Origin of the sequence: Magnetovibrio blakemorei (genome assembly GCF_001746755.1) — a bacterium.
Lineage (GTDB): Bacteria > Pseudomonadota > Alphaproteobacteria > Rhodospirillales > Magnetovibrionaceae > Magnetovibrio > Magnetovibrio blakemorei.
In genome coordinates this window covers 69,173-89,484 of record NZ_MCGG01000052.1, presented here as the reverse complement: position 1 = coordinate 89,484, position 20,312 = coordinate 69,173, and the positions used below count along the sequence as shown (strand labels likewise).

General features: G+C 53.6%; 17 protein-coding genes. 6 read left to right on the top strand and 11 right to left on the bottom strand.

Going from position 1 to position 20,312, the window contains the following annotated elements:
- Positions 1-186: 186 nt before the first annotated feature.
- The 4 genes from BEN30_RS13425 to BEN30_RS13410 all read right to left on the bottom strand — a co-directional run bounded on the left by BEN30_RS13425 (position 187) and on the right by BEN30_RS13410 (position 5,085).
- Positions 187-873 carry an EAL domain-containing protein gene (locus tag BEN30_RS13425; protein ID WP_084005558.1) on the bottom strand — a complete coding sequence of 229 codons (687 nt, stop codon included), beginning with the start codon at positions 871-873 and terminating at the stop codon, positions 187-189.
- A 287-nt stretch (positions 874-1,160) separates the two neighbouring features.
- Entirely contained in the window at positions 1,161-1,376 is a 216-nt protein-coding gene (locus BEN30_RS13420; protein WP_069958835.1) for a hypothetical protein, read from the bottom strand.
- A 143-nt stretch (positions 1,377-1,519) separates the two neighbouring features.
- A complete protein-coding gene (locus BEN30_RS13415; protein WP_170827064.1) occupies positions 1,520-1,882 on the bottom strand; it encodes a CZB domain-containing protein in 363 nt (120 codons plus the stop codon).
- 194 nt (positions 1,883-2,076) lie between these two features.
- On the bottom strand, positions 2,077-5,085 hold the full coding sequence (locus BEN30_RS13410; protein WP_069958833.1) for an HD domain-containing phosphohydrolase: 3,009 nt from the start codon (positions 5,083-5,085) through the stop codon (positions 2,077-2,079).
- Between the two features lie 249 nt (positions 5,086-5,334).
- On the opposite strand from BEN30_RS13410, the gene recQ reads away from it, so the two are divergent.
- The gene (recQ, locus tag BEN30_RS13405) at positions 5,335-7,140 is read left to right on the top strand and encodes a DNA helicase RecQ (RefSeq protein WP_069958832.1); all 1,806 of its coding nucleotides are present in this window, start codon (positions 5,335-5,337) and stop codon (positions 7,138-7,140) included.
- A 2-nt stretch (positions 7,141-7,142) separates the two neighbouring features.
- Here recQ and BEN30_RS13400 read toward each other — a convergent pair whose 3' ends face one another.
- Both BEN30_RS13400 and BEN30_RS13395 read right to left on the bottom strand, forming a co-directional pair.
- Complete coding sequence (locus BEN30_RS13400) at positions 7,143-7,763, bottom strand: cytochrome c oxidase assembly factor Coa1 family protein (protein WP_069958831.1); 621 nt, start codon at positions 7,761-7,763, stop codon at positions 7,143-7,145.
- A gap of 5 nt (positions 7,764-7,768) precedes the next feature.
- Positions 7,769-8,728, bottom strand: coding sequence for a DUF805 domain-containing protein (locus BEN30_RS13395; protein ID WP_069958830.1), 960 nt, complete (start codon positions 8,726-8,728; stop codon positions 7,769-7,771).
- Positions 8,729-8,951: 223 nt separating this feature from the next.
- Here BEN30_RS13395 and BEN30_RS13390 point away from each other — a divergent pair, with 223 nt between their 5' ends.
- Positions 8,952-9,629, top strand: coding sequence for a DUF6134 family protein (locus tag BEN30_RS13390; protein WP_139135034.1), 678 nt, complete (start codon positions 8,952-8,954; stop codon positions 9,627-9,629).
- 128 nt (positions 9,630-9,757) lie between these two features.
- Here the strand turns inward: BEN30_RS13390 and BEN30_RS18690 are convergent, their stop codons facing one another.
- A complete protein-coding gene (locus BEN30_RS18690) occupies positions 9,758-9,919 on the bottom strand; it encodes a hypothetical protein (protein WP_170827063.1) in 162 nt (53 codons plus the stop codon).
- 356 nt (positions 9,920-10,275) lie between these two features.
- On the opposite strand from BEN30_RS18690, the gene BEN30_RS13385 reads away from it, so the two are divergent.
- Genes BEN30_RS13385 through BEN30_RS13375 form a run of 3 tightly spaced genes read left to right on the top strand, consistent with a single transcriptional unit; the run spans position 10,276 to position 14,899 of the window.
- Positions 10,276-13,194 carry a molybdopterin oxidoreductase family protein gene (locus tag BEN30_RS13385; protein WP_069958828.1) on the top strand — a complete coding sequence of 973 codons (2,919 nt, stop codon included), beginning with the start codon at positions 10,276-10,278 and terminating at the stop codon, positions 13,192-13,194.
- Positions 13,195-13,196: 2 nt separating this feature from the next.
- A complete protein-coding gene (locus tag BEN30_RS13380) occupies positions 13,197-13,934 on the top strand; it encodes a 4Fe-4S dicluster domain-containing protein (RefSeq protein ID WP_069958827.1) in 738 nt (245 codons plus the stop codon).
- A 17-nt stretch (positions 13,935-13,951) separates the two neighbouring features.
- Positions 13,952-14,899: a dimethyl sulfoxide reductase anchor subunit family protein gene (locus tag BEN30_RS13375; protein ID WP_069958826.1), complete on the top strand. Its 948-nt coding sequence runs from the start codon at positions 13,952-13,954 to the stop codon at positions 14,897-14,899.
- An 11-nt stretch (positions 14,900-14,910) separates the two neighbouring features.
- On the opposite strand, the gene BEN30_RS13370 is transcribed toward BEN30_RS13375, so the two are convergent.
- From BEN30_RS13370 to BEN30_RS13360, 3 genes are all read right to left on the bottom strand, one after another.
- A complete protein-coding gene (locus BEN30_RS13370; RefSeq protein WP_084005554.1) occupies positions 14,911-15,936 on the bottom strand; it encodes a TAXI family TRAP transporter solute-binding subunit in 1,026 nt (341 codons plus the stop codon).
- A gap of 14 nt (positions 15,937-15,950) precedes the next feature.
- Positions 15,951-16,847 carry a MurR/RpiR family transcriptional regulator gene (locus BEN30_RS13365; RefSeq protein WP_069958825.1) on the bottom strand — a complete coding sequence of 299 codons (897 nt, stop codon included), beginning with the start codon at positions 16,845-16,847 and terminating at the stop codon, positions 15,951-15,953.
- Positions 16,848-17,080: 233 nt separating this feature from the next.
- On the bottom strand, positions 17,081-17,800 hold the full coding sequence (locus tag BEN30_RS13360) for a FadR/GntR family transcriptional regulator (protein WP_069958824.1): 720 nt from the start codon (positions 17,798-17,800) through the stop codon (positions 17,081-17,083).
- A 361-nt stretch (positions 17,801-18,161) separates the two neighbouring features.
- Here BEN30_RS13360 and proS point away from each other — a divergent pair, with 361 nt between their 5' ends.
- Positions 18,162-19,682, top strand: a complete 1,521-nt coding sequence (gene proS, locus BEN30_RS13355) for a proline--tRNA ligase (protein WP_069958823.1) — start codon at positions 18,162-18,164, stop codon at positions 19,680-19,682.
- 136 nt (positions 19,683-19,818) lie between these two features.
- Here proS and BEN30_RS13350 read toward each other — a convergent pair whose 3' ends face one another.
- On the bottom strand, positions 19,819-20,301 hold the full coding sequence (locus BEN30_RS13350) for a hypothetical protein (protein WP_211563411.1): 483 nt from the start codon (positions 20,299-20,301) through the stop codon (positions 19,819-19,821).
- Positions 20,302-20,312: the final 11 nt, after the last annotated feature.

Sequence of the window (20,312 nt, the reverse complement as noted above, 5' to 3'; positions counted from 1 at the left end):
ACTCAAGGCCAAAAAGATCAGGAATGATATGTTATTTTTACAATAAATATCAATCTATTACAAAAAGCCTTCCGATTTGTAATCAGGGGGTCACGAGTTCGAATCTTGTAGCCGGCACCATTATTTTCAACGCCCCAGCTGGAAACGGCTGGGGCTTTGTCGTTTTAACAAGGTCAGTTGAGCCGATTACAGAGCCGAATAATCTGGTTCCGGCAGCGCTTCGGTTTTCGGCTTGCATAAAATGTAGCCTTGAAAATAGTCAACGTTGAGTTCCCGGAGCATATCAAGGTCACCTTGTTCCTCGACCCCTTCGGCAATGACCTTAATGCCTAAGGCGTGTGCGGTTTCAATGGCACCATGGGTGATGGTTCTTTTGATCACGTCTGTAGCAATACCTTGGCAAAGCTCCATATCCAGCTTCAAAATTTGCGGTTTGAATTTGGTCAATAAATTCAAACCCGCATAGCCAGATCCAAAATCGTCAATGGCCGTGATAAAGCCACGATCGCGATATTCATCAAAAATGTTTTGCAAGTGTGCCGGATCGTTAATGGGTTCGGCCTCTGTGACTTCAAAGATGATGCGGTTGACGGGCAGGCCAAACTGATCCGCAGCCTCAATCGTAGCGCGAATACACGTTTCCGGACGGTACACGGCGTTGGGGAGAAAGTTGATGCTCAAATTGCATTCAATCCCCAAACGCGCGGCAATCTGAATGGCAGTCACCCGGCACGTCTGGTCAAAAATATACCGATTTGTGTCCGTAACGCGCGACAAAACCTCTCCCGCACCGGCACCATCTTTTCCCCGCACAAGGGCTTCATAGGCAAAAACAGTTTTGGTGTGCGGGTCGATGATGGGCTGATAAGCCATCGTAATATCAAAACCCAAAGGCTTACCCTCTAGACATTCTTTACAGCCCAAGGGGCGAAAGTCTAAAGGGGGTTCTGATGAAAGGAGCGTCACGGAATTCGTCCCACATTTTAAGGCCTAAGTTTGGCCGACAAGTGCAAAAGCAGGCACCGACCCGCTGAGCCGCAATTGGAACACGCTATTGGATCGCGTGTCAAAAAATACATTCTGAATATGGTCGTTTCATTTACACGAGCTCCGCCCGCATAATCCGTTACCAGGAAAATCTCAATATTAAGAGATGTCGTTTATTTGGGTAATTGCTTGCCAAGCAAATCGACAAATAGAGCCGCACCATCCGTATCTGGCTGAGCATGCTGGCGTAACGTCATTGAGGCTTCGACAAAAACACGCCGGGCCTCGTCCTCAGAAAGAGTACCTTTCTCGATCATGACGCCAATCAGGCGCATGAGGACTTGCTGTATACCTGTTGTGATTTGCATGGGCGTTATTGATTCCGTCATATTTTAAGTCCCGTTCCAACGTTTGAATTCTATGAACCGTTTCCTTTAAAATGGCCCTGTCGATAAACATTAAAGTAAAAAGCAGATGTCTGCTTTGCAAGCTGAGGAGAAAGACAAACGTAAGGGAAAATTAAACGGAAAGATCACACGGAAGTGTTCTGATTAATCTTCTTAATCAGTCTGTTGCAACTGTCTAACAATCGCTTTGATGTCTCAATAAAATCACCGTGCAGGGACAGATATTTTTTTGCTTCGCTCAGTTTTCCAGCCTGAGCCAAGACTACGGCTTGCGACGTAGCCTTGTGCAATTCCATGTGAATATTTTTCAAGTCCTGATATTCAGGAAGCTCCCTGTATTGGACAGCCTCACCATGTATCCATTTACCGATTTCGCACAAGTCATCGCGCGCGATTTCCTCTGGTTTTAGCTTGGAAGGATTTTGAATATCGGCCAGCATTTTCTTAAGCCAAGCCATATGCCAGTGGACTGCTATTTGAAAATCCATTGTAAAAGGGCCTTTTATCACCCTGGTCGGTCCCCCCGTCCAGATAATCATTATATCATTTAACGTAATGAAATGGTGAACGAAAACGCCCCGTAATGAACCGGCCTTATTTAGGCACCGCGTTACCCCCCTCCTTTCAATCTTAAGGTGCGTTCGAAGGCTGTCGTCAATACCTGCCGAACGCAACGTGAGGTTCAGGCCCCGACGTAGGCTGAGATATCGACTTCGTCAATGCGCTCTGCATCAAGGAACCTTTCCGCGTACCGCATATAACCGCCAGAGGTAAGGAAGAGGTCAAACAGGTCGGGGTCGATGTGCCCGTCTTTTTTGAAGAAGCTGAGAATCTTGACGGCCTCGGACAATGTTTTGGGCTTTTTGTAAGGCCTATCGGATGCGGTCAAGGCTTCAAAAATGTCCGCGATGGCCATAATGCGCGATGGCACCGACAACTGATCTTTGGTGAGTTGGCGCGGATAGCCTGATCCGTCCATATTTTCATGATGGGTGCCCGCATATTCCGGCACCCGCGCCAAGTGCTTGGGAAACGGCAAGCGTTCAAGCATGGCGATGGTTTGCATGATGTGTTCGGTGATTTTAAAGCGCTCTTCCCCCGTCAGGGTGCCGCGCTCAATACACAGGTTATAAAGCTCACCGTGGTTATAAAGATATTGCGGGACGTCGAGCTTAAAATTCATGCCCTCGTACATTTTGTGGACGGTGCCTTCGCGCTCAATAATGTGCGTAACCTTATCGTCCAAAAGCTTTTCCGTCACAGGCAGGGTCTGAGAAGGTCCCGACGCACGGTAGCGGGTCATCTCATCATACGAGAGTCCCAAACCATCATCGAAGTTTCGCTGCCAGGGAATGTCAGCCAATACTTTTAAACGCTCGATGCTTTCAGGCTTCATGAACTCACCGCCAACATTGCATTCAGCGATGAAAGCAAAATCATCCACCAATTGAGCCTTGCGCTGTGCAAAAGCGGTATCGGCAACGTGCTGCTCCATTCCATCCGCAAGGGCTTCAAGGCGTTCAATCGTGGCATCGCGCAGCAGCACCTCAAAGCGTGTGCGCACCTCATGAATGCGGTTGTAAATCGATTCAAGCTTGGTTGCTTTGTCGACCACATATTCCGGCGTGATCACCTTGCCGCTGTCGTGCAGCCATGCACCGATGCGAAATTCACGCCATTGATCATCGGTCTCAAACCGGAAATCGGCCAATGGACCTTGATCGACCTTGCTGGCCTCTTCAGCCAACATAATCGCCAACTCAGGGACCCGCGCGCAATGCCCCCCGGTATAAGGGCTCTTGGCGTCAATGGCGCCCGCGATCAATTGGATCATCGAGTCCATAAGTTTTTCTTGGGCTTCCAGAAGATTGCGATTGTACATCGCGGTCGCAGCCTGAGCGGACAAGGCTTCGACAAAGTTTTGAATTTCCGGCGAAAACGCAATGGGCACATCTGAGCCCGGTTCCCGGGCGTTGATCAACTGCAACGCCCCGATCACATCACCGCCACGCGGCCTTAACGGCACGGTGATAAAGGACCGCGAAACATAATTGTTTTTTTCATCAAAGGCGCGCGTGCCGGAAAAATCGAACGTGACGTGATCATAAGCATCCGGCGTATTCACGACCTCACCCTTATGCACGCAATAGCTCACAACGTTCTTGTGATTGGGTAGACCTTCTCCGTCGTACATCGCCACTGGCGGCATGTTAACGGCGGTTTGAGACGTGCCACCATACGCAAGCCCCAAAGAATCATTGCGAACCAATTGGAAATGCAGTTGCTTGTCATCGCCCAGAATATAGAGCGAACCACCATCCGCATTGGCCAGCTCTTTGGCACCCAAGAGCAACATTTCCATCAATTTTTCACCGTTGTGTTCCGCTGCCATCGCGATACCTAAAGAGACCAAGCGGTTCAATTTATTTTCCGAAACCTCAAGCGCATGGGTGTATGCGGACAGATCGGTTTTCATGTTGGAAAAAGCTTTGCCCAGTTCATGAAACTCAATGATCCGCGACGGTCTGGGCGGTTCACCGGTAAAATCACACTGCCTGATCCGCTCTGCGTCTTGGGCAAGATACACCACACTTCTGCTCATGCGGTTGGCAAAAAACAACGCAATGGTGACAAACAAGCTCAACCCCAGCAGCGCCATAAAAAAGATTTGCTTTTGCATGGCAAAAATGTGCGAAACAAAATCATCCATCGGTGCGGCGACAGTGATATCGATGCGCCGCATGCCCATATTCCATTCCATTTGATGTACCAAAAGCTTGCGGCCATCTTGATCAACAAAATGGGTGCCATCACCCAGTTGACCTTCCCGAGCCTGAGCCACACCCCGCGCCAAAACCGTATCAACATCCTTAAGTGATGTGAGGGGGGGGTGAATGCCGAAGTTTTGCGACATGGCGATGACGCGTCCAGCTTCATCCGACATGACGATGCCGCCGTGATCCGAAATTTTGAGCTGAGAAACAAAATGCGACAATTGTGTCAGCGTCACATCAACGCCGAACACACCACCCCGATCCGCCAAACGCCTGGACGCCGAAATACCAGGCTGCTGCAACGAGCTAAAAAGATAAGGCGCAGACAGCTGTACCTCATCTTGATCCAGTGCACTGATGTACCAGGGCCGCTTGCGCGGATCGTAACTGGGCGACGGTTCTTTCCGCTCGCCAAGGGTGGCAAGGTTCGCGTCTAAAAACGTCCAAGACTGTATGCGATCTGATGAAGCCCCCTCGCCCGTTGCGGCTGAAATGGTGCGCACAATCCAGCGCGTGGCGCTGGGCGCTTTATGGGCGGCAAGCACGGCGTTTTCCCCAGCTGCTGAAATCACCTGCAAAAAGCGCCCGTCCGAATACCCGTAATAGAGCGAGTAAAGTGATGGCGTTTGGGTCAAGGCCGAAATCAAAAGCGACAAAGGTGCGGCGTCCAAGCCGTTACCCAAATCCGCCGTAATCGTGTCTTGGGTAGCGCCTAAATTGGCAAGTTCCAAAGCATTGCCGATCAATCGATCCAGGCGCGCTTCTGCAAGGCTCGAAGTGCTCTCAAACATTTGGTCGGCCGTTATTTCGGCTGTACGCGAACTCACCACCCATACGCTCACGACCGTCGCCAGGGTCATGGCCGAAATGATCAACAAAATCGCCGAGATGATGCTTATATTAAAACGAATTCTCATCGCTAACACCTGCCCTACACTCTCTTATAAATGGTCTCAATGGCAAATTATACCCATATAAGGCGAAATAAAGAATGTTAAGTTTCCACAATCTCGCGATGAGCTCCACTGTCCACACAACGATTCTGAAGACCAAAATTTTGCCACAGCCCTTGTCCCGCTTATAATTATCACGATCAAGATGCTGAAATCACGTCCTTTATTTAGAAGCTATCAATATTGCGCCCCCATCAGGTTATAGTCCGCCCCATGCCCCATCAAATTCTCAAAGACGTTTTTGGATACGACAGCTTTCGCCCCGGCCAGTTTGAGGTTGTGGAGGCCTTGTTGTCGGGTGAGCATGCCATGGCGGTGATGCCCACCGGGTCGGGTAAGTCACTGTGCTTTCAAATTCCCGCCCTGGTAAAAGGCGGCCTCACCATCGTCGTGTCGCCGCTGGTGGCGTTAATGGAAGATCAAGTCGCCGCCCTGAAATTGGCCGGAGTGGCCGCGGAAACCATCAATTCGGCCCGCGATCGCCCCATCAATGTCGAAGCCTGGCGGCGGGTCGCGGCGGGCGAAACACGACTGTTGTATTTGGCCCCTGAACGCCTGATGACCGAGCGCATGCTGAGCGCACTGACGCGTCTGCCCATCAGCCTGATCGCCATCGACGAAGCCCACTGTATGTCGCGTTGGGGACCGTCATTTCGCCCGGAATATGAAGCCCTGTCGAAACTGAAAGACCAGTTCCCCGGCGTGCCCATCGCGGCGCTCACGGCGACGGCGGACACCGCCACCCAAGAAGACATCGCCGCCAAACTGTTCGGCGGCAAGGTTAAGTCCTTTGTATCGGGCTTTGACCGCCCCAACATCCGCCTCAATGTCGAAGTCCGCACCGACCCCAAACGCCAGCTTTTGGATCTGTTGAAAAACCATGAGGGCGAAAGCGGCATCGTCTATTGCCTGTCGCGCGCCAAAACCGAAAAGATCACTGATCTGCTCAATCAAAACGGGGTGCGCGCGTTGGCTTATCACGCAGGATTGTCGGCAGACATGCGGGCGCGCAACCAAAGCATTTTCATGATGGAGCCGGGTGTCGTGATCGTCGCCACCATCGCGTTTGGCATGGGCATCGACAAACCGGATGTGCGGTTTGTATGTCACACCGACATGCCCGGCAACGTCGAAGCCTACTACCAAGAAATCGGCCGCGCCGGACGCGACGGCAAGCCCGCCGTTGCACACATGTTTTACGGCCTGGACGATCTGCGCATGCGTCGTATGTTTATTGAACAAGAAGACAGCGACATAGATCACAAACGGCGCGAACACAAACGCCTTGATGCCCTGATTGCCTATTGCGAGGCCCCCAGCTGTCGCCGCCAAGCGTTGTTGGCGTATTTTGAAGACACAATTGAACCCTGTGGCAACTGCGATATGTGTCTCTCCCCGCCCGAAATGATCGAAGGCTCGGATACCGCCAGAACGCTTTTGTCGGCATGTGTGAACACCGGGCAAATGTTTGGCCAAGCCCACCTGATTGACATCGTGCGCGGCGCGGATACGGAAAAAATTCGCTCCACCGGACACGATCAGTTGGACGCTTACGGTCGTGGCGAGGACATTGCCAAAGAGGCTTGGCGATCCATCGTGCGCCAATTGGTCGCGGGTGGGTTTCTCAAAATCGACGTCACCGGACACGGTGGCCTCAGCGTGACCGCCAAGGGGCAAAGCTTGCTCAAGGGCGAAACGGAATTTCACTACCGCAAAGACTTGGTGCACAAAGCGAACACGAAAAAAACCCGCGCATCAAGTGGCGGCCGTGCCGCAGCGCCGACGGACTTAAACGAAGAAGACGCCAAGCTGCTCACCCAGCTTAAAGACTTGCGCACCCACTTGGCGATGGAACGCGAAGTGCCGGCGTATATGATTTTTTCCGACCGTTCCCTGGAAGATATGGCACGCCAAAAGCCCCGCACCGAAAGTTCTTTTTCCGACATTCACGGCGTCGGCGCGGCCAAGCTCAAAGACTTCGCCGAAGCGTTCATCGGCGTGATCGTGGAAAACACTTAAAATCAAATGCCTTCTGTCACCACCAACTCGATGCGCTCACCGTCTTCGGTTAAAACATTGAGTTGACGCAAGCTCCAACCCAAACCCTCATCTTTGCGCAGTTTGGCAGAAGCCGTGCCAGAGCCCTTTGGGCCTTCGATGTCGAAAGTCAGATCCGCGATGCCTTCTGAATTGTGCAAATCGATGGCACCGCTTGTCCACCACCCCGACGGCTCAACCGGAAGACCCAAAGACCGTTCCAGTTGCGGATGATAGCGCAAGGTCTCAACGGTGATGTGGTAGGGGTCACTGGATGTAAACGACGCCATGATGAGGGCGAAAAGAAGTCCGAAAAAAAGCGGCACGCCAAAAAAGACACCAACGCCCACACGTGCCCAAATGCGTTGGGTGCGTTTAAAATGCTCGACACCCTGCCAGTCGTTGTTGGCCCAGGCCCACGCATTGCCCTTAGCCCCCAAGACAAACGGCATGATGATGTTGACGCCGGGAACAAACATCAACAGCGCAATCCACGTGTTGTTCCCCAGACCCCACACCCAGTTGAGAAAAAATGCCCCCCAATTCCAGCCTTGCAGTTCTGGCGGCAACACGGATCTGCGCTGAACGGGACCATTATGTTGCATAGAGGTTATTCACCTTCAGGTTCGCGTCCGCCGCCGCCCTTGCGTTGGATTGGACGCAAAATCTCATTGCCCAAGCGGCGCTTGATGATGTCCAAGTTTGCATCTCCACCGGACATTTCGGCCACGACGATGGGCTCTTCACGTTCCGGTTCAGGTACCACGGCCTGCGGCTTGACGAAGGTCCGCGCGCCAAAGCCCTTGCCCCCTATGTCCCCGTCAGCAGGTCCCGACGGCGGGTGGGGGTGGGGGTGAGGATGATCGTCCACGCCCGCCCCACCATCACCGCCGCCACCGTCTGCTGAACCAAAGACTTCATCAAGATAATCGTCAATGGGGTCGATGGGGTCCGCACCAAAATTATTTGGTCCCGGCGTACCGCGAAAAAACGCCATCATGATCGCCATCCAGATGTTGTAAAACGGCACGATAAACAACAACAGCCACCAACCCGAATGGCCCAGGTCATGAGCACGCTTTACGGCAACGGCTGTGCCAACCCAGACGTTAAAAACAATCATCGGAATGGTCACGATCAGCAAGCCGATACCACCCACCATCGCGCCAATGCCGCTTCCCCCGTCGAACATCATGCCCACAAGCAAGGCAAACAGCTGCACCACGTTGGCGATGATGGACATCAGCACAAAGCCTTTGAGCCAATAGGCCTTGCGGTTCAATCGTCCGGAATAAGAAAACCACACCCATTTGAGCGGCTGGTTCCAGCCCTTCATATTGCGCCGAGCAATCAACAATATTGCGGCGGAGATGATCAGAAACACGACCGTAATGCCAATTTGCGCCATGACGGCATATGTCCCGAACTGCTCAAGTTGAGCCATTTGTTCCGCGGTCATTTCGCTTTGCTGCGCCCGGGCTGTGGGTGCGCCGAACAACACGTTCAGCAGGGCAACCGCGCCAGCTGCACGCAAGAATGGGGGAGAGTTGAAGATGGGCCTGTTGATCATTGTCATTCCACTACCAAGTGTCTCATTTGTCTGCCTATTTGCATTGTGCCAAAAAACCATGCAAAAGCGAAGGCTTTGCAACACTGGCCGGTCTCACATCGGTCAGGCTTTTGGAATAGCCTTATAAATCAACACGTAAACCCATTCAGCACGGGTTCAGATTGCCTCTTTTATCGTCATTCCCACAGTGAAGTTTTGGATCAAATTGTGGGAACCCATTTTCATGAAGACGATGAACCTCTTCGGCGCGCGTGCCCGAACATATGCGTTTACATCTGCAGTGTTCGCTTTCGCGACCATCGCAAGTTGGCAAGCCCATGCCGTCACCAAGACCCTTGATTTCACCGTACTACGCGACGGCAAAACAATTGGCACCCACAGTTATACGATTTCCGACCAAGGTGACGAAACCTTGGTGGAGGTCAGCACCGACATTCAGGTGAAAGTGCTGTTCATCACCGCTTACAAATTCCATCACACCTCCAAAGAACTGTGGCGCGGCGGCAAGCTGGTCTCGTTGACGTCAACCACAAACGATGATGGCACCCAAAAGGCGCTGCAGGTGACGGCCAGCCCAGGCAAGCTTGATGTGGACAGCATCGTCCATGACCAAGACCGTCGCCAAAGCGCCGACATCAACACCCAACCGGCCAGCTTGTGGAATCCGACCATCGTTCATCAGCACAAAATTCTCAACACCCTCGACGGTACCATGATGAAGATCAACGTTTCCGATTTTGGCACGGAAGTCGTCGAGGCGGCGGGCGCCCAAGTATCTGCGCACCACTACGCCATCAGCGGGGAACTCACCCGGGATGTGTGGTTCAATGACGCGGGCGATTTGGTGCGGGTGCGTTTCCCCGACAAGACCAATTCGGAAATTATCTATGCTTTGAAGTAAATCACATTGGTGAGTTGGTGAGTTGGTGAATTGGTGAGTTGGTGAATTGGTGAATTGGTGAATTGATATTGGTATCCTCAAAGGACACTGCACAGGTGAAAAAGCTCAACGTCTAGCGTCAGGATCGATTACCATTTGACGCCCTTAAGGTGGTCAAACGCGCCATACCCCGCGATGGCGATCACGATCAGGGCAATCCACACCAACACAGGCAAACCTGCCACCCGGCGGACCGGAGGCAGGTTCGTCTCCCCGTCACCTGGGGCGGGATATTTGCGCGAATATTTCATACCCCCAGTATACGCCCAAAAGCCTCCCACTTAAAACAAGACCGATTCCAAGCTTTCGATGCTACACTTTCGCGTCGGCGCCCCAAACACACGGGTAGGTACACCGTGGAATGAGCCTTAAAAGGAGCATAAATGGCATAAATTTAGCCATTTTTTATTTTTAAGGTTTCCCTTATATAACCATTTCATTATATAAACATTATACCGCATTGAGCCGGAAAACCTGCTCGCGCGTGCACAAAAATTGGCGCATTGTTTGATGCGCTGCAAAAAAAGAACCTAACCCCGAACAGCCCCCCCATTTTGGGAACTGGCTTTGCTGAAGGCTGAAACCATTGGCCTCGCGGAGACGTCGAATGAACGAAGTGAATAAGCCGTCCACCAAAATGGCCGATCCCCACGCCGCTGATGACAACGTCGATTTGTCTCCGACGCTGGGCGAAGAGGTGAAGTACACCACGTGCTATATGTGCGCGTGCCGTTGCGGCATTAAGGTTTATTTGCATGACGGCAAGGTGCGCTACATCCAAGGCAACCGCAATCACCCCGTCAACGGCGGGGTTCTGTGCGGCAAGGGTTCAAGCGGCATCATGCAGCACTATTCCCCGGCCCGCTTGTCCAAACCGATGAAGCGCGTCGGCGAGCGCGGTTCGAACGAATTTGTCGAAATTGAATGGGACGAAGCGTTGCAGCTGGCGTCCGATCGTTTGGGTCACATCCGCAACACCGATCCCAAGAAGCTCGCCTTTTTCACCGGGCGCGATCAATCCCAGGCCTTGACCGGGTGGTGGGCCAGCCAATTCGGCACCCCCAACTACGCCGCCCACGGGGGCTTTTGTTCAGTGAACATGGCCGCGGGTGGCCTCTACACCATCGGCGGCGCGTTCTGGGAATTCGCCGAACCCGACTGGCACCTGTCCAAATATTTCATGATGTTTGGGGTCGCTGAAGATCACGATTCCAACCCGATCAAAAAAGGTCTGGGGTTGCTGAAGAAGCGCGGCGCAAAGTTCGTCGCAGTCAACCCGGTGCGCACCGGATACGGGGCCATCGCCGACGAATGGGTCGGCATCCGCCCCGGCACCGACGGTTTGTTCATCATGGCTTTGGTGCACGAGTTGCTGAAATCGGGCAACGTCGATGTTGAATATCTGATCCGCTACACCAACGCCGCCTGGCTGGTGATTGACGACAAAGGTGCATCTGATAACGGCCTGTTCGCCCGCGACGCTGAAGGCAACCCGCTGTGCTGGGATCAAGACGCCCAAGCCCTGGCCAACGCCAAGTCGGGCAAAATTGCCACCCCCGCACTCAAGGGCAAATTCACCCTTGCTGATGGACGCACAGCGGTTCCCAGTTTTGAAATTCTGGCCCGGCGCTACCTGGACGCCCAGTACGCCCCCGAACAAGTCGCCCACGTGTGCGGCCTGAAGGTGGCAGACATTAAGCGCATCGCCGCGGAATTGGCCCACGTGGCCTTTAAAGAAACCATCGAAATCGACCAGGAATGGACCGACTGGACCGGCAAGGTTCACGACAAAATGATCGGCCGTCCGGTGTCGTTCCATGCCATGCGCGGTATCTCTGCGCACTCCAACGGCTTTCACACCTGTCGTATGCTGCACATCTTGCAAATCTTGCTGGGCTCGGTCGAAGTGCCGGGCGGATTTCGCATCAAAGCGCCTTACCCCAAACACATTCCGCCGGGCATCAAGCCCACCGGAAGGTCTGATCAAGTGCACCCCAACACCCCGCTTCCGGGCGCGCCTCTGGGCTTTCCCACCGGACCGGAAGATTTGTTGTTGGAAGACGACGGCTTCACGCCCCGGCGCATCGACAAAGCCTACAGTTGGGAGCACCCAATTTCCAGCCATGGCATGATGCACATGGTCATCCACAACGCGTGGAAAGGCGATCCGTACAAGATCGACACCTTGATGATGTTCATGGCCAACATGAGCTGGAACTCATCCATGAACACCGCTGGCACCATCGAAATGCTGACCGACAAAGAAGCCGATGGCAGCTACAAAATCCCCTACATCATTTACGCGGATGCCTATTTTTCCGAAATGGTGCAGTACGCCGATTTGATTTTGCCCGACACCACCTACCTGGAACGTCACGACTGTATTTCGCTTTTGGATCGCCCCATTTCCAACGCCGATGCGTGCGCCGACGCGATCCGTTATCCGGTGGTGGAACCGGACCGCGATGTGCGCGGCTTCCAAAGCGTGCTGATCGATTTGGGTCACCGTTTGGGCCTGCCGGGTCTGACCAACGACGATGGCTCTGCCAAGTATCCAGGCGGCTTGGCCGATTACATGGTCAACCACGAACGCGCGCCGGGCGTCGGCATGCTGGGCGGGTGGCGTGGTGTCAACGGCGACAAACCGATGAAGGGTGAAGTCAACCCCAACCAGTTGAACAAGTACATCGAAAACCAGAGTTTCTGGAAACACGAATTCGCCCGCGATCAACGCTATTTCAAGATGGCCAATAAAAACTATCTCGATTGGTGCGCCGACATGGGCCTGCTGCCCAACAACGAACCGATCATTTTTCAGATGTATTCCGAAGTGTTTCAAAAGTTCCGTTTGGCCGCCGAAGGCCATGGCGACACCACTCCGCCGAAAGCCGATGCCGAACGCATTTTGAAATATTTTGATCCCCTGCCGATTTGGTATCAACCGTTCGAAGAAACCATCGTCGACACCAAAGAATATCCGCTCCATGCCCTGACCCAACGGCCCATGCATATGTATCATTCATGGGGTTCACAAAATGCATGGCTGCGCCAAATCACCGGCAAGAACCGTATGTTCATTCACAATGACTTGGGGGCCAAGTTGGGGCTCGTCGATGACGATTGGATCTGGGTATCGAGCCACCATGCACGCATCCGCTGCCAAGTCAAACTGGTGGACGGCGTCAACCCAAACACGATTTGGACATGGAACGCCATCGGCAAACGTCGCGGGGCGTGGAACCTGGACAAGGACGCCATTGAAGCCAAAGAAGGCTTCTTGTTGAACCATTTGATTTCCGAACTGCTTCCGGTTCAAGGCGACGGGTACCGCTATTCCAATTCCGACCCCATCACCGGACAAGCCGCTTGGTTTGATCTTCGGGTTAAAATTGAAAAGGCGGAGCCCAGCCAGTTTGGCGAAAGCTGGCCGCAATTCCCGGTGGTCGAAAAGTTCGACAACATGGCCGAGACGCCCAAAACTTTGCGCTATGGCAAAGATTTCCGCGCCAAACGGGAGGGCAAATAAGCATGACCTCTCTGCCAAGTCATACCAATAAAAAGTTGGGCCTGGTGATCGATTTGGACACCTGCGTCGGCTGTCACGCCTGCGCCACCAACTGTAAATCCTGGAACTCCGGCGGACATTCCGCTCCGCTCACTGACTACGACCCGTATGGTCCGCAGCCCGATGGGGTGTGGTTTAACCGGGTCCATTCGTTTGAAGTCAAACGCGGCGACCGCCCCAATTTGACCATCAACTTCCCCCGCTCGTGCCTGCACTGCGACAACGCCGAATGCGTCACCGTGTGCCCAACGGGGGCATCGTACAAACGATCCGAAGACGGCATCGTGTTGGTCAACACCGACAAATGCATCGGCTGCAAGTTGTGCAGTTGGGCTTGCCCCTATGGTGCGCGCGAATTTGACGCTGATGAAGGCGTGATGAAAAAATGCACCTTGTGCATTGATCGCATCTACAATGAAAACTTAGATCCCGAAGATCGTCAACCGGCCTGCGTTCTCGCCTGTCCCACCAGCGCGCGTCACTTCGGCGACTTGAACGATCCGGAATCCAAAGTTTCGCAGTTGACGGCTGCCCGCCATGGCCGCGACTTGATGCCAGAACTGGGCTACAAACCCACCAATAAGTATTTGCCGCCCCGCGCGCGCAAAATTGACAGCGCCGATATTGGCGCGCCCGAAGAGCTGGAACCGTTTGAAGCTGATGGCTTCTTGGGCTGGCTTGACAAAGTCCTTTCGAAATAAGGGGGGGGACGACAGAAATGCATCCTGCTTTTTCGGTTATCTTTTTCACCACCTGTTCAGGCGCCGGCTACGGCTTGCTGGCGATGATGGGCATTTGGGGCGCAGCCGGCATGTTGCCGAGCGAACGTTGGATGGGCTTGTCCGGTCTGCTGTTCGCCCTCACCTTGGTCACGGTCGGCTTGTTGGCCTCGACCTTTCACTTGGGCCGCCCGGAACGCGCTTGGCGTGCCATGACCCAATGGCGTTCCTCTTGGCTGGCGCGTGAAGGCGTAATGGCGGTGTTGACGTACATCCCCGCTGCGCTGTTCGGCCTGGGCTGGGTGTGGTTTGAAGACACCACTGGTCTGTGGGCGGTTGCCGGTGTGGTGTCGGCGATCTTGGCATGGCTGACGGTGATCTGCACGGCGAAAATTTATCATTCTCTGCGCCCCATCCATCAGTGGCACAACGATTGGACGGTGCCGTCATATCTGTTGTTGTCGATCATGAGCGGTGCCGTTTTGATGAGTGTTTTGGTCCACCTGTTCGGCGCTGAGAACCCGTATATCCAAGGCCTCACCGTAGTCACCCTGGCTTTGGGTTGGGGATTGAAGACTTTGTATTGGGGCTTCAACAAACGCTCAAGCGGACTGCCGACAGTGAATTCCGCCATCGGCATCGATGCCGCCGGTGATGTCAGCGTTTTGGAACTGCCGCACACATCGGATAACTATCTGATGAAGGAAATGGGCTACAAGGTCGCGCAAAAGCATGCCGACAAATTGCGCACCATTTCACACGTGACCGGGTTTGCTTTACCGTTGGTGTTTTCCGCGTTGGCAATGTTCATCGACGGTTACGCCGCATTGGCGGCTGTTGTGCTGGCGTGGGGGCTGTGCTCGCTTGGCATCATTGTTGAGCGCTGGTTGTTTTTCGCTGAAGCCAAACACACGGTGAACCTTTATTACGGTGCGACCAAGGTTTAGGGGCAGGACTCTTAATCCACCAAGCCCACTTCCTTGAAGTACTTCAATGCACCGGGATGCAACGGGGCTGCCGAGAGTTCCGGGTGGGCCATTTGCGTCACATCAAGATGTTCCAGCGCTGCGTGCATATGACGGAGGTCGTCAATGTGTTCAAACACCGCCTTAACCATTTCATAGACGACTAAATTGGGCGTTTTGGCCGTGGTCACCAAGGTTGCGCCAACTTCGAAAGTCTGCACTTTTGACTCTGAGCCCGTATACATTTGGCCGGGAATATTTGCGAGCCTAAAATAAGGTGAACTGTCGATCAGGTTTTGCACATCCTTACCCGTCACATTCACCAACACCACATTACAAGACGTCGCAGCTTCTTTGATCGAGGCGTTGGGATGGCCAACCATAAACACGATGGCGTCGATTTGATTGTCACACAGGGCCTTTGACTGTTCCGAAGAGGTCAATTCCATAACCTTGGAAAAGTCACTGTTGGTCCAGCCTTTCACTTTCATCAACCTGTCCAAGGTCACCCGTTGACCGGAACCGGGATTGCCGATATTGACCCGCTTTCCCTTGAGATCGTCAAAGGCCCGAACCCCCGCATCGGCACGCGCCAACACCGAAAAGGCTTCGGCATGCAGACTAAAAACCAATCTGAGGTCCGTAAAAGGACCATACGCTTCAAAAGGCAGAAGTCCGTTTACCGCGGCAAACTGAACGTCCGATTGGGCAATGGCAAAATCCAAATCACCTTTGCGCAGAGCATCTATATTGTAAGCCGACCCCATTGTGCTTTCGACCGAACAGCGAATGCCGTGGGTACGTCGACCTTTGTTGACCAACCGACATATTGCGCCGCCTGCGGGATAATAGACGCCTGTCGCCCCACCGCTACCGATGGAAACAAAATGGGTTTCTTCTTGTGCCCAAACGCTTGTGCCCAAACCCAATGCCAGCGCCGCCGCCAACGCAGATACCAGAACATAAAATCCAAAAGCGCGTTTCAACGTTTTTCGCGAAAGACAAAAAAATCTGGTCATCAAAGTCCTGTTCCTCACCGTCGAACCCGCGTTACTTTATCAAGCCAGTAAGCATCAAAACCGTTCAATTGTTCTTCACTGTGCTCCAGCGCCGTCAAAGCCTTTGCCCCGCCGCGCGCAATCATCAACATCACCAAGGCTTCAATCACCGCCATGGCGGGAACGATGGAATGAAACAGAGACGGACTTTCGTTGCTTACCAAAATTGTCATCGTTTCTTTCTGACGGGCAATGGGCGAAACCGAACTGTCGGTCACCGCAACCACTTGGGCACCGTGTTCGAGCGCATAATCAACAGCACGCACGGTGTTGCGGCTGTAGGGTGAAAAGCTGGTGGCAAGAACCACGTCACCCTTCCCCACGCCCCGCAGTTGATCTGCAAAAGTGCCGCCATGACCACCGACCAAATGGACGTTGTTGGTGAACATTCGACACGCATAGTGAAAATAAAAAGCCACCGGGTACATGGAACGCGCACCCACGGCAAAGATATTGCGCGCGCCACACAAAATCTCAGACGCCTTTATGATATCGTCGAGGTTATCTTGTTGATGCAGGGCTTGGAACGCCGTGCATTCCATGTCAAACATTTCAGAAATCAGCGAAGCGGTATTGCCATTGCCGCCCCGCGCCTGCAACTCACGGGCTCCCCCGACATAGCTGACCTTAGGCTTAGAGCGCAGGCGCACCTGAAAAGGTTCTTGAAATTGAGCATGCCCCTCAAAGCCCATCTCCCGCGCCAAACGCACCATCGTTGACGGGTGCACGTCCGCATGGGCGGCCAATTGACGCATGGAATACAGCGCCACATCATCTGGATTATCGATAACGTACCGCGCCGCATGCTTAAGTTGGGGGCTCAAGTGCGCAAAGGCGCTCTCAAGGCGGGCAATGATCTCTTCGAAGTTCATCAACAGTGTCGCTTTGGTTTAAGATATGTACGCCCCACCTCATATCCTCAGATCATAATCTTTCCAAGTCACCCATTGCAACAAATGAAACAGCCGCAAACAAGACGAAGCACTTGTGGCACCCCCGCACCTTCCCTTTTGAGCCGATGGTGCAGCCATCCAAGCGGACAGGTCCTACATGAAGGCAGAACCTGTCCGGTCAAGGATGAGTGCAAAGAATGAAAGCGCCTGAATTAAGTACCCTTTTGCATCTTCGTAATCGCCGCCAGATTATATTCGAAGGTGCGATCCAAAAGCGTAAACATGGCTTTCCAAGCTGCACGCGAATCATGAACCTTGATTGCATCCAAGATGTCGGCGTGGAGCTTGATTTCTTCCAACTTTGAGGACGGTTCGGCAAGACGGAAGCTCATCGTCAGTGCGGCTTCAACCAAAGCCCCCAGTGGAGCCAACAGCTCATTGCCGCTGGCATGTAAAATCCCCTGATGAAAGCGCAACGTCGGTGCGACGCTGGCTTCTACGTCCGCGCCCGCTTCGACCATATCATCAAAGGCCTGCTGGATATCTTGAATAAGCTTCTCGCTGGCGCGTTTTGCCGCCAAGGACGCCGCCAACGGCTCAACCGCTTGGCGAAACTCCACCAAATCCTGGATGTACTGTTCGGGCTCGCCCGACTCCAACCGCCAGGCCAAGATATCCGGGTCCAGCATATTCCATTCATTGCGTGGGCGCACGCGTGTGCCGGTACGAGTACGGCTGACCAACAGACCTTTTGCGGTCAGGACCTTAATGCCTTCACGCAGGGCCGTCCGACTGACATCAAACGAAGCCCCCAACTGGGTTTCATTGGGCAGAATTTCTCCTTCACTGATGTCACCGGTGACGATGCGCTTACCCAGCTCATGTACCACCTGTCCATGCAAGCTTCTGGTCGAATATGTACGCTGGTCCATCTTTGGAGTCCTGGCCTCTTTCCAAATTTGTTTCACAGTAAAATCCCCTCAGAAAATCCATCGCGGCCATCTTATGATAACCACCCTTACCCACAACCTATTATTGTGGGATAATATTTGTTTTAATGCTTCTACCCCCTAAATGTAATATATATTGACTATTTTTGGAACTATTCTTTACCATTTTATCATCGCCCCTCAGGGCCGATACACTTATGGTGAGATTTATGGTCAAGCTGAGTTTGAAGTGACATCGGTTTGTGTATCAGCCCTTGATTTCTGCCGCGCTTTGATTGATACCAATCGTCTCAGAATGCCGAGCTCGGCGACCTCCCATGTGCTATGAACGGTGAACACGAAAATGTCGAACAAACCTCAAGGTAAACCCACCAAAACCGCCATACGTTTCACCCGTGAAGCCGATTTTCCAGCCTGGTATCAAGAGGTTATCAAAGAAGCCGACATGGCCGAAAATTCCGGGGTGCGCGGCTGCATGGTGATCAAGCCGTGGGGTTTTGGCATTTGGGAAAACCTTCAACGCCGCCTGGATCAACGCATCAAGGAAACCGGCCACCAAAACTGCTATTTCCCGCTGTTCATTCCGTTGGAACTGATTGAAAAAGAAGCTGCCCACGTTGAAGGCTTCGCCAAGGAAATGGCGGTCGTCACCCATCACCGTTTGGTTGCCAAAGACGGCAAGCTGGTGCCCGACGGCAAGCTCGACAGCCCCTTGGTGGTGCGCCCGACATCGGAAACCATGATCGGCGAAAGTTTTGCCAAATGGATTCGCAGTTATCGGGACTTGCCGGTGTTGATTAACCAGTGGGCAAACGTGGTGCGCTGGGAAATGCGCCCACGCCTGTTCTTGCGCACTTCGGAATTTCTCTGGCAGGAAGGCCACACCGCCCACGCCGACGAACAAGAGGCACGTGCGGAAACCGCCACCATGCTTGAAGAATATCGCGCCCTGGCCGAAGATTGGCTGGCGGTCCCGGTGATTGCGGGTGAAAAATCCGCTTCTGAGCGCTTCCCCGGCGCGGTGGAAACCCACACCATCGAAGCCATGATGCAAGACGGCAAAGCCTTGCAGTCGGGCACCTCGCACTACTTGGGGCAGAACTTCGCCCACGCCGCTGACATCAAGTTCCAAGACAAAGACGGCGGCGAAAGCTTCTGCCACACCACATCCTGGGGGGTGTCGACGCGCATGATCGGCGCGATCATCATGACCCATGGCGACGACGACGGCCTGCGCGTGCCGCCGACCATCGCGCCCCATCAAATCGTCATTTTACCCATTGCCCGCGACGAAGAAGCCGCCGCCCGGGTCCTGCCCGCTGCGGATGAATTGGCGGCAAAACTGAACAACACCGTGGCATTTGGCAATGTGGTGCGCGCCCACGTTGACAAACGTGAAGTCAATGCCGGGGAAAAGCGCTGGAGCTGGATCAAAAAAGGCGCACCCATCATCGTCGAGCTGGGGCCGCGCGATCTCGACCAAGGCACCGTCATGGTCACCCATCGCACCGACATCGGCGGCAAAGCACCGCAGCAGATGGACGATTTTGTCACCAACATTCGCGAACAACTTGAATCCATCCAGGCGACCTTGTTCCAACAAGCCAAAGCTTATCGCGATGCCCGCGTGCGCACCGACATCCAAGACTTTGAAGCCTTCAAGGCCTATTTCAAAACCGACGATGTCAACACGTCCGGTTTTGTGCGCGCCTATTGGGACGAAAGCGCGGAAAGTGAAGCCTCCCTTAAGGAACTTGCCGTCACCATCCGCTGCCTGCCCTACGATCAACCCACAGCACCGGGCGTGTGCGTGATCACCGGAAACCCGGCCACCAAGCACGCGATTTTCGCCAAGGCTTATTAGGCCATAAAAGAAAAGACCCAAGGTTTCGGCCTGACGATCATGTTCATGATCCGGTCGTGTACCTTGGGTCTTTTTTTATTCACGTGTCACAATCGGTAAGCAGGGCCTAAGCCCTGCTCCCCGTCACGTCACAGAATTATTTAGCTGGTGCAGCAGGAGCAGCCGGAGCCGGAGCGCCGTAGCCATAAGGAGCACCATAAGGGGCGCCGTACGGAGCACCATAAGGAGCACCGTAAGGAGCGCCATAACCGCCGCCATTGTAACCGTTGTAGCCGTTATAGCCATTGTTGCCGTTCCAGCCGTTGGAACCGTTCCAGCCATTGGAGCCGTTGCCGCTGTAGCTGTTCTGGGCGTTGCCATTTCCACTACCGGACATGCCGAAGTTGAAAGAGCCGTCGCCACTGCCATTACCGGCACCATTGCCGTTGCCATAGCCGTTACCGTTGCCGTTGCCCCAACCGTTGTTGTTGCCATTGCCCCAACCGTTGTTGTTGTTGCCCCAACCGTTGTTGTCGTTAAACGGACCGAAGCCCCATGCAGAGGCATCATGTGCCGCCATAGAGGCAACAGCTGCAACGCCTGCAACCGCCAAAACCTTCATCATTTTGTGCGCGTTCATATCCAATACTC

Excerpts from the sequence above, each read along its gene's own strand:
- BEN30_RS13425 (WP_084005558.1), bottom strand. The coding sequence starts at position 873 with ATGGCTTATCAGCCCATCATCGACCCGCACACCAAAACTGTTTTTGCC.
- BEN30_RS13420 (WP_069958835.1), bottom strand. The coding sequence starts at position 1,376 with ATGACGGAATCAATAACGCCCATGCAAATCACAACAGGTATACAGCAA.
- BEN30_RS13415 (WP_170827064.1), bottom strand. The coding sequence starts at position 1,882 with ATGGATTTTCAAATAGCAGTCCACTGGCATATGGCTTGGCTTAAGAAA.
- BEN30_RS13410 (WP_069958833.1), bottom strand. The coding sequence starts at position 5,085 with ATGAGAATTCGTTTTAATATAAGCATCATCTCGGCGATTTTGTTGATC.
- recQ (WP_069958832.1), top strand. The coding sequence starts at position 5,335 with ATGCCCCATCAAATTCTCAAAGACGTTTTTGGATACGACAGCTTTCGC.
- BEN30_RS13400 (WP_069958831.1), bottom strand. The coding sequence starts at position 7,763 with ATGCAACATAATGGTCCCGTTCAGCGCAGATCCGTGTTGCCGCCAGAA.
- BEN30_RS13395 (WP_069958830.1), bottom strand. The coding sequence starts at position 8,728 with ATGATCAACAGGCCCATCTTCAACTCTCCCCCATTCTTGCGTGCAGCT.
- BEN30_RS13390 (WP_139135034.1), top strand. The coding sequence starts at position 8,952 with ATGAAGACGATGAACCTCTTCGGCGCGCGTGCCCGAACATATGCGTTT.
- BEN30_RS18690 (WP_170827063.1), bottom strand. The coding sequence starts at position 9,919 with ATGAAATATTCGCGCAAATATCCCGCCCCAGGTGACGGGGAGACGAAC.
- BEN30_RS13385 (WP_069958828.1), top strand. The coding sequence starts at position 10,276 with ATGAACGAAGTGAATAAGCCGTCCACCAAAATGGCCGATCCCCACGCC.
- BEN30_RS13380 (WP_069958827.1), top strand. The coding sequence starts at position 13,197 with ATGACCTCTCTGCCAAGTCATACCAATAAAAAGTTGGGCCTGGTGATC.
- BEN30_RS13375 (WP_069958826.1), top strand. The coding sequence starts at position 13,952 with ATGCATCCTGCTTTTTCGGTTATCTTTTTCACCACCTGTTCAGGCGCC.
- BEN30_RS13370 (WP_084005554.1), bottom strand. The coding sequence starts at position 15,936 with ATGACCAGATTTTTTTGTCTTTCGCGAAAAACGTTGAAACGCGCTTTT.
- BEN30_RS13365 (WP_069958825.1), bottom strand. The coding sequence starts at position 16,847 with ATGAACTTCGAAGAGATCATTGCCCGCCTTGAGAGCGCCTTTGCGCAC.
- BEN30_RS13360 (WP_069958824.1), bottom strand. The coding sequence starts at position 17,800 with ATGGACCAGCGTACATATTCGACCAGAAGCTTGCATGGACAGGTGGTA.
- proS (WP_069958823.1), top strand. The coding sequence starts at position 18,162 with ATGTCGAACAAACCTCAAGGTAAACCCACCAAAACCGCCATACGTTTC.
- BEN30_RS13350 (WP_211563411.1), bottom strand. The coding sequence starts at position 20,301 with ATGAACGCGCACAAAATGATGAAGGTTTTGGCGGTTGCAGGCGTTGCA.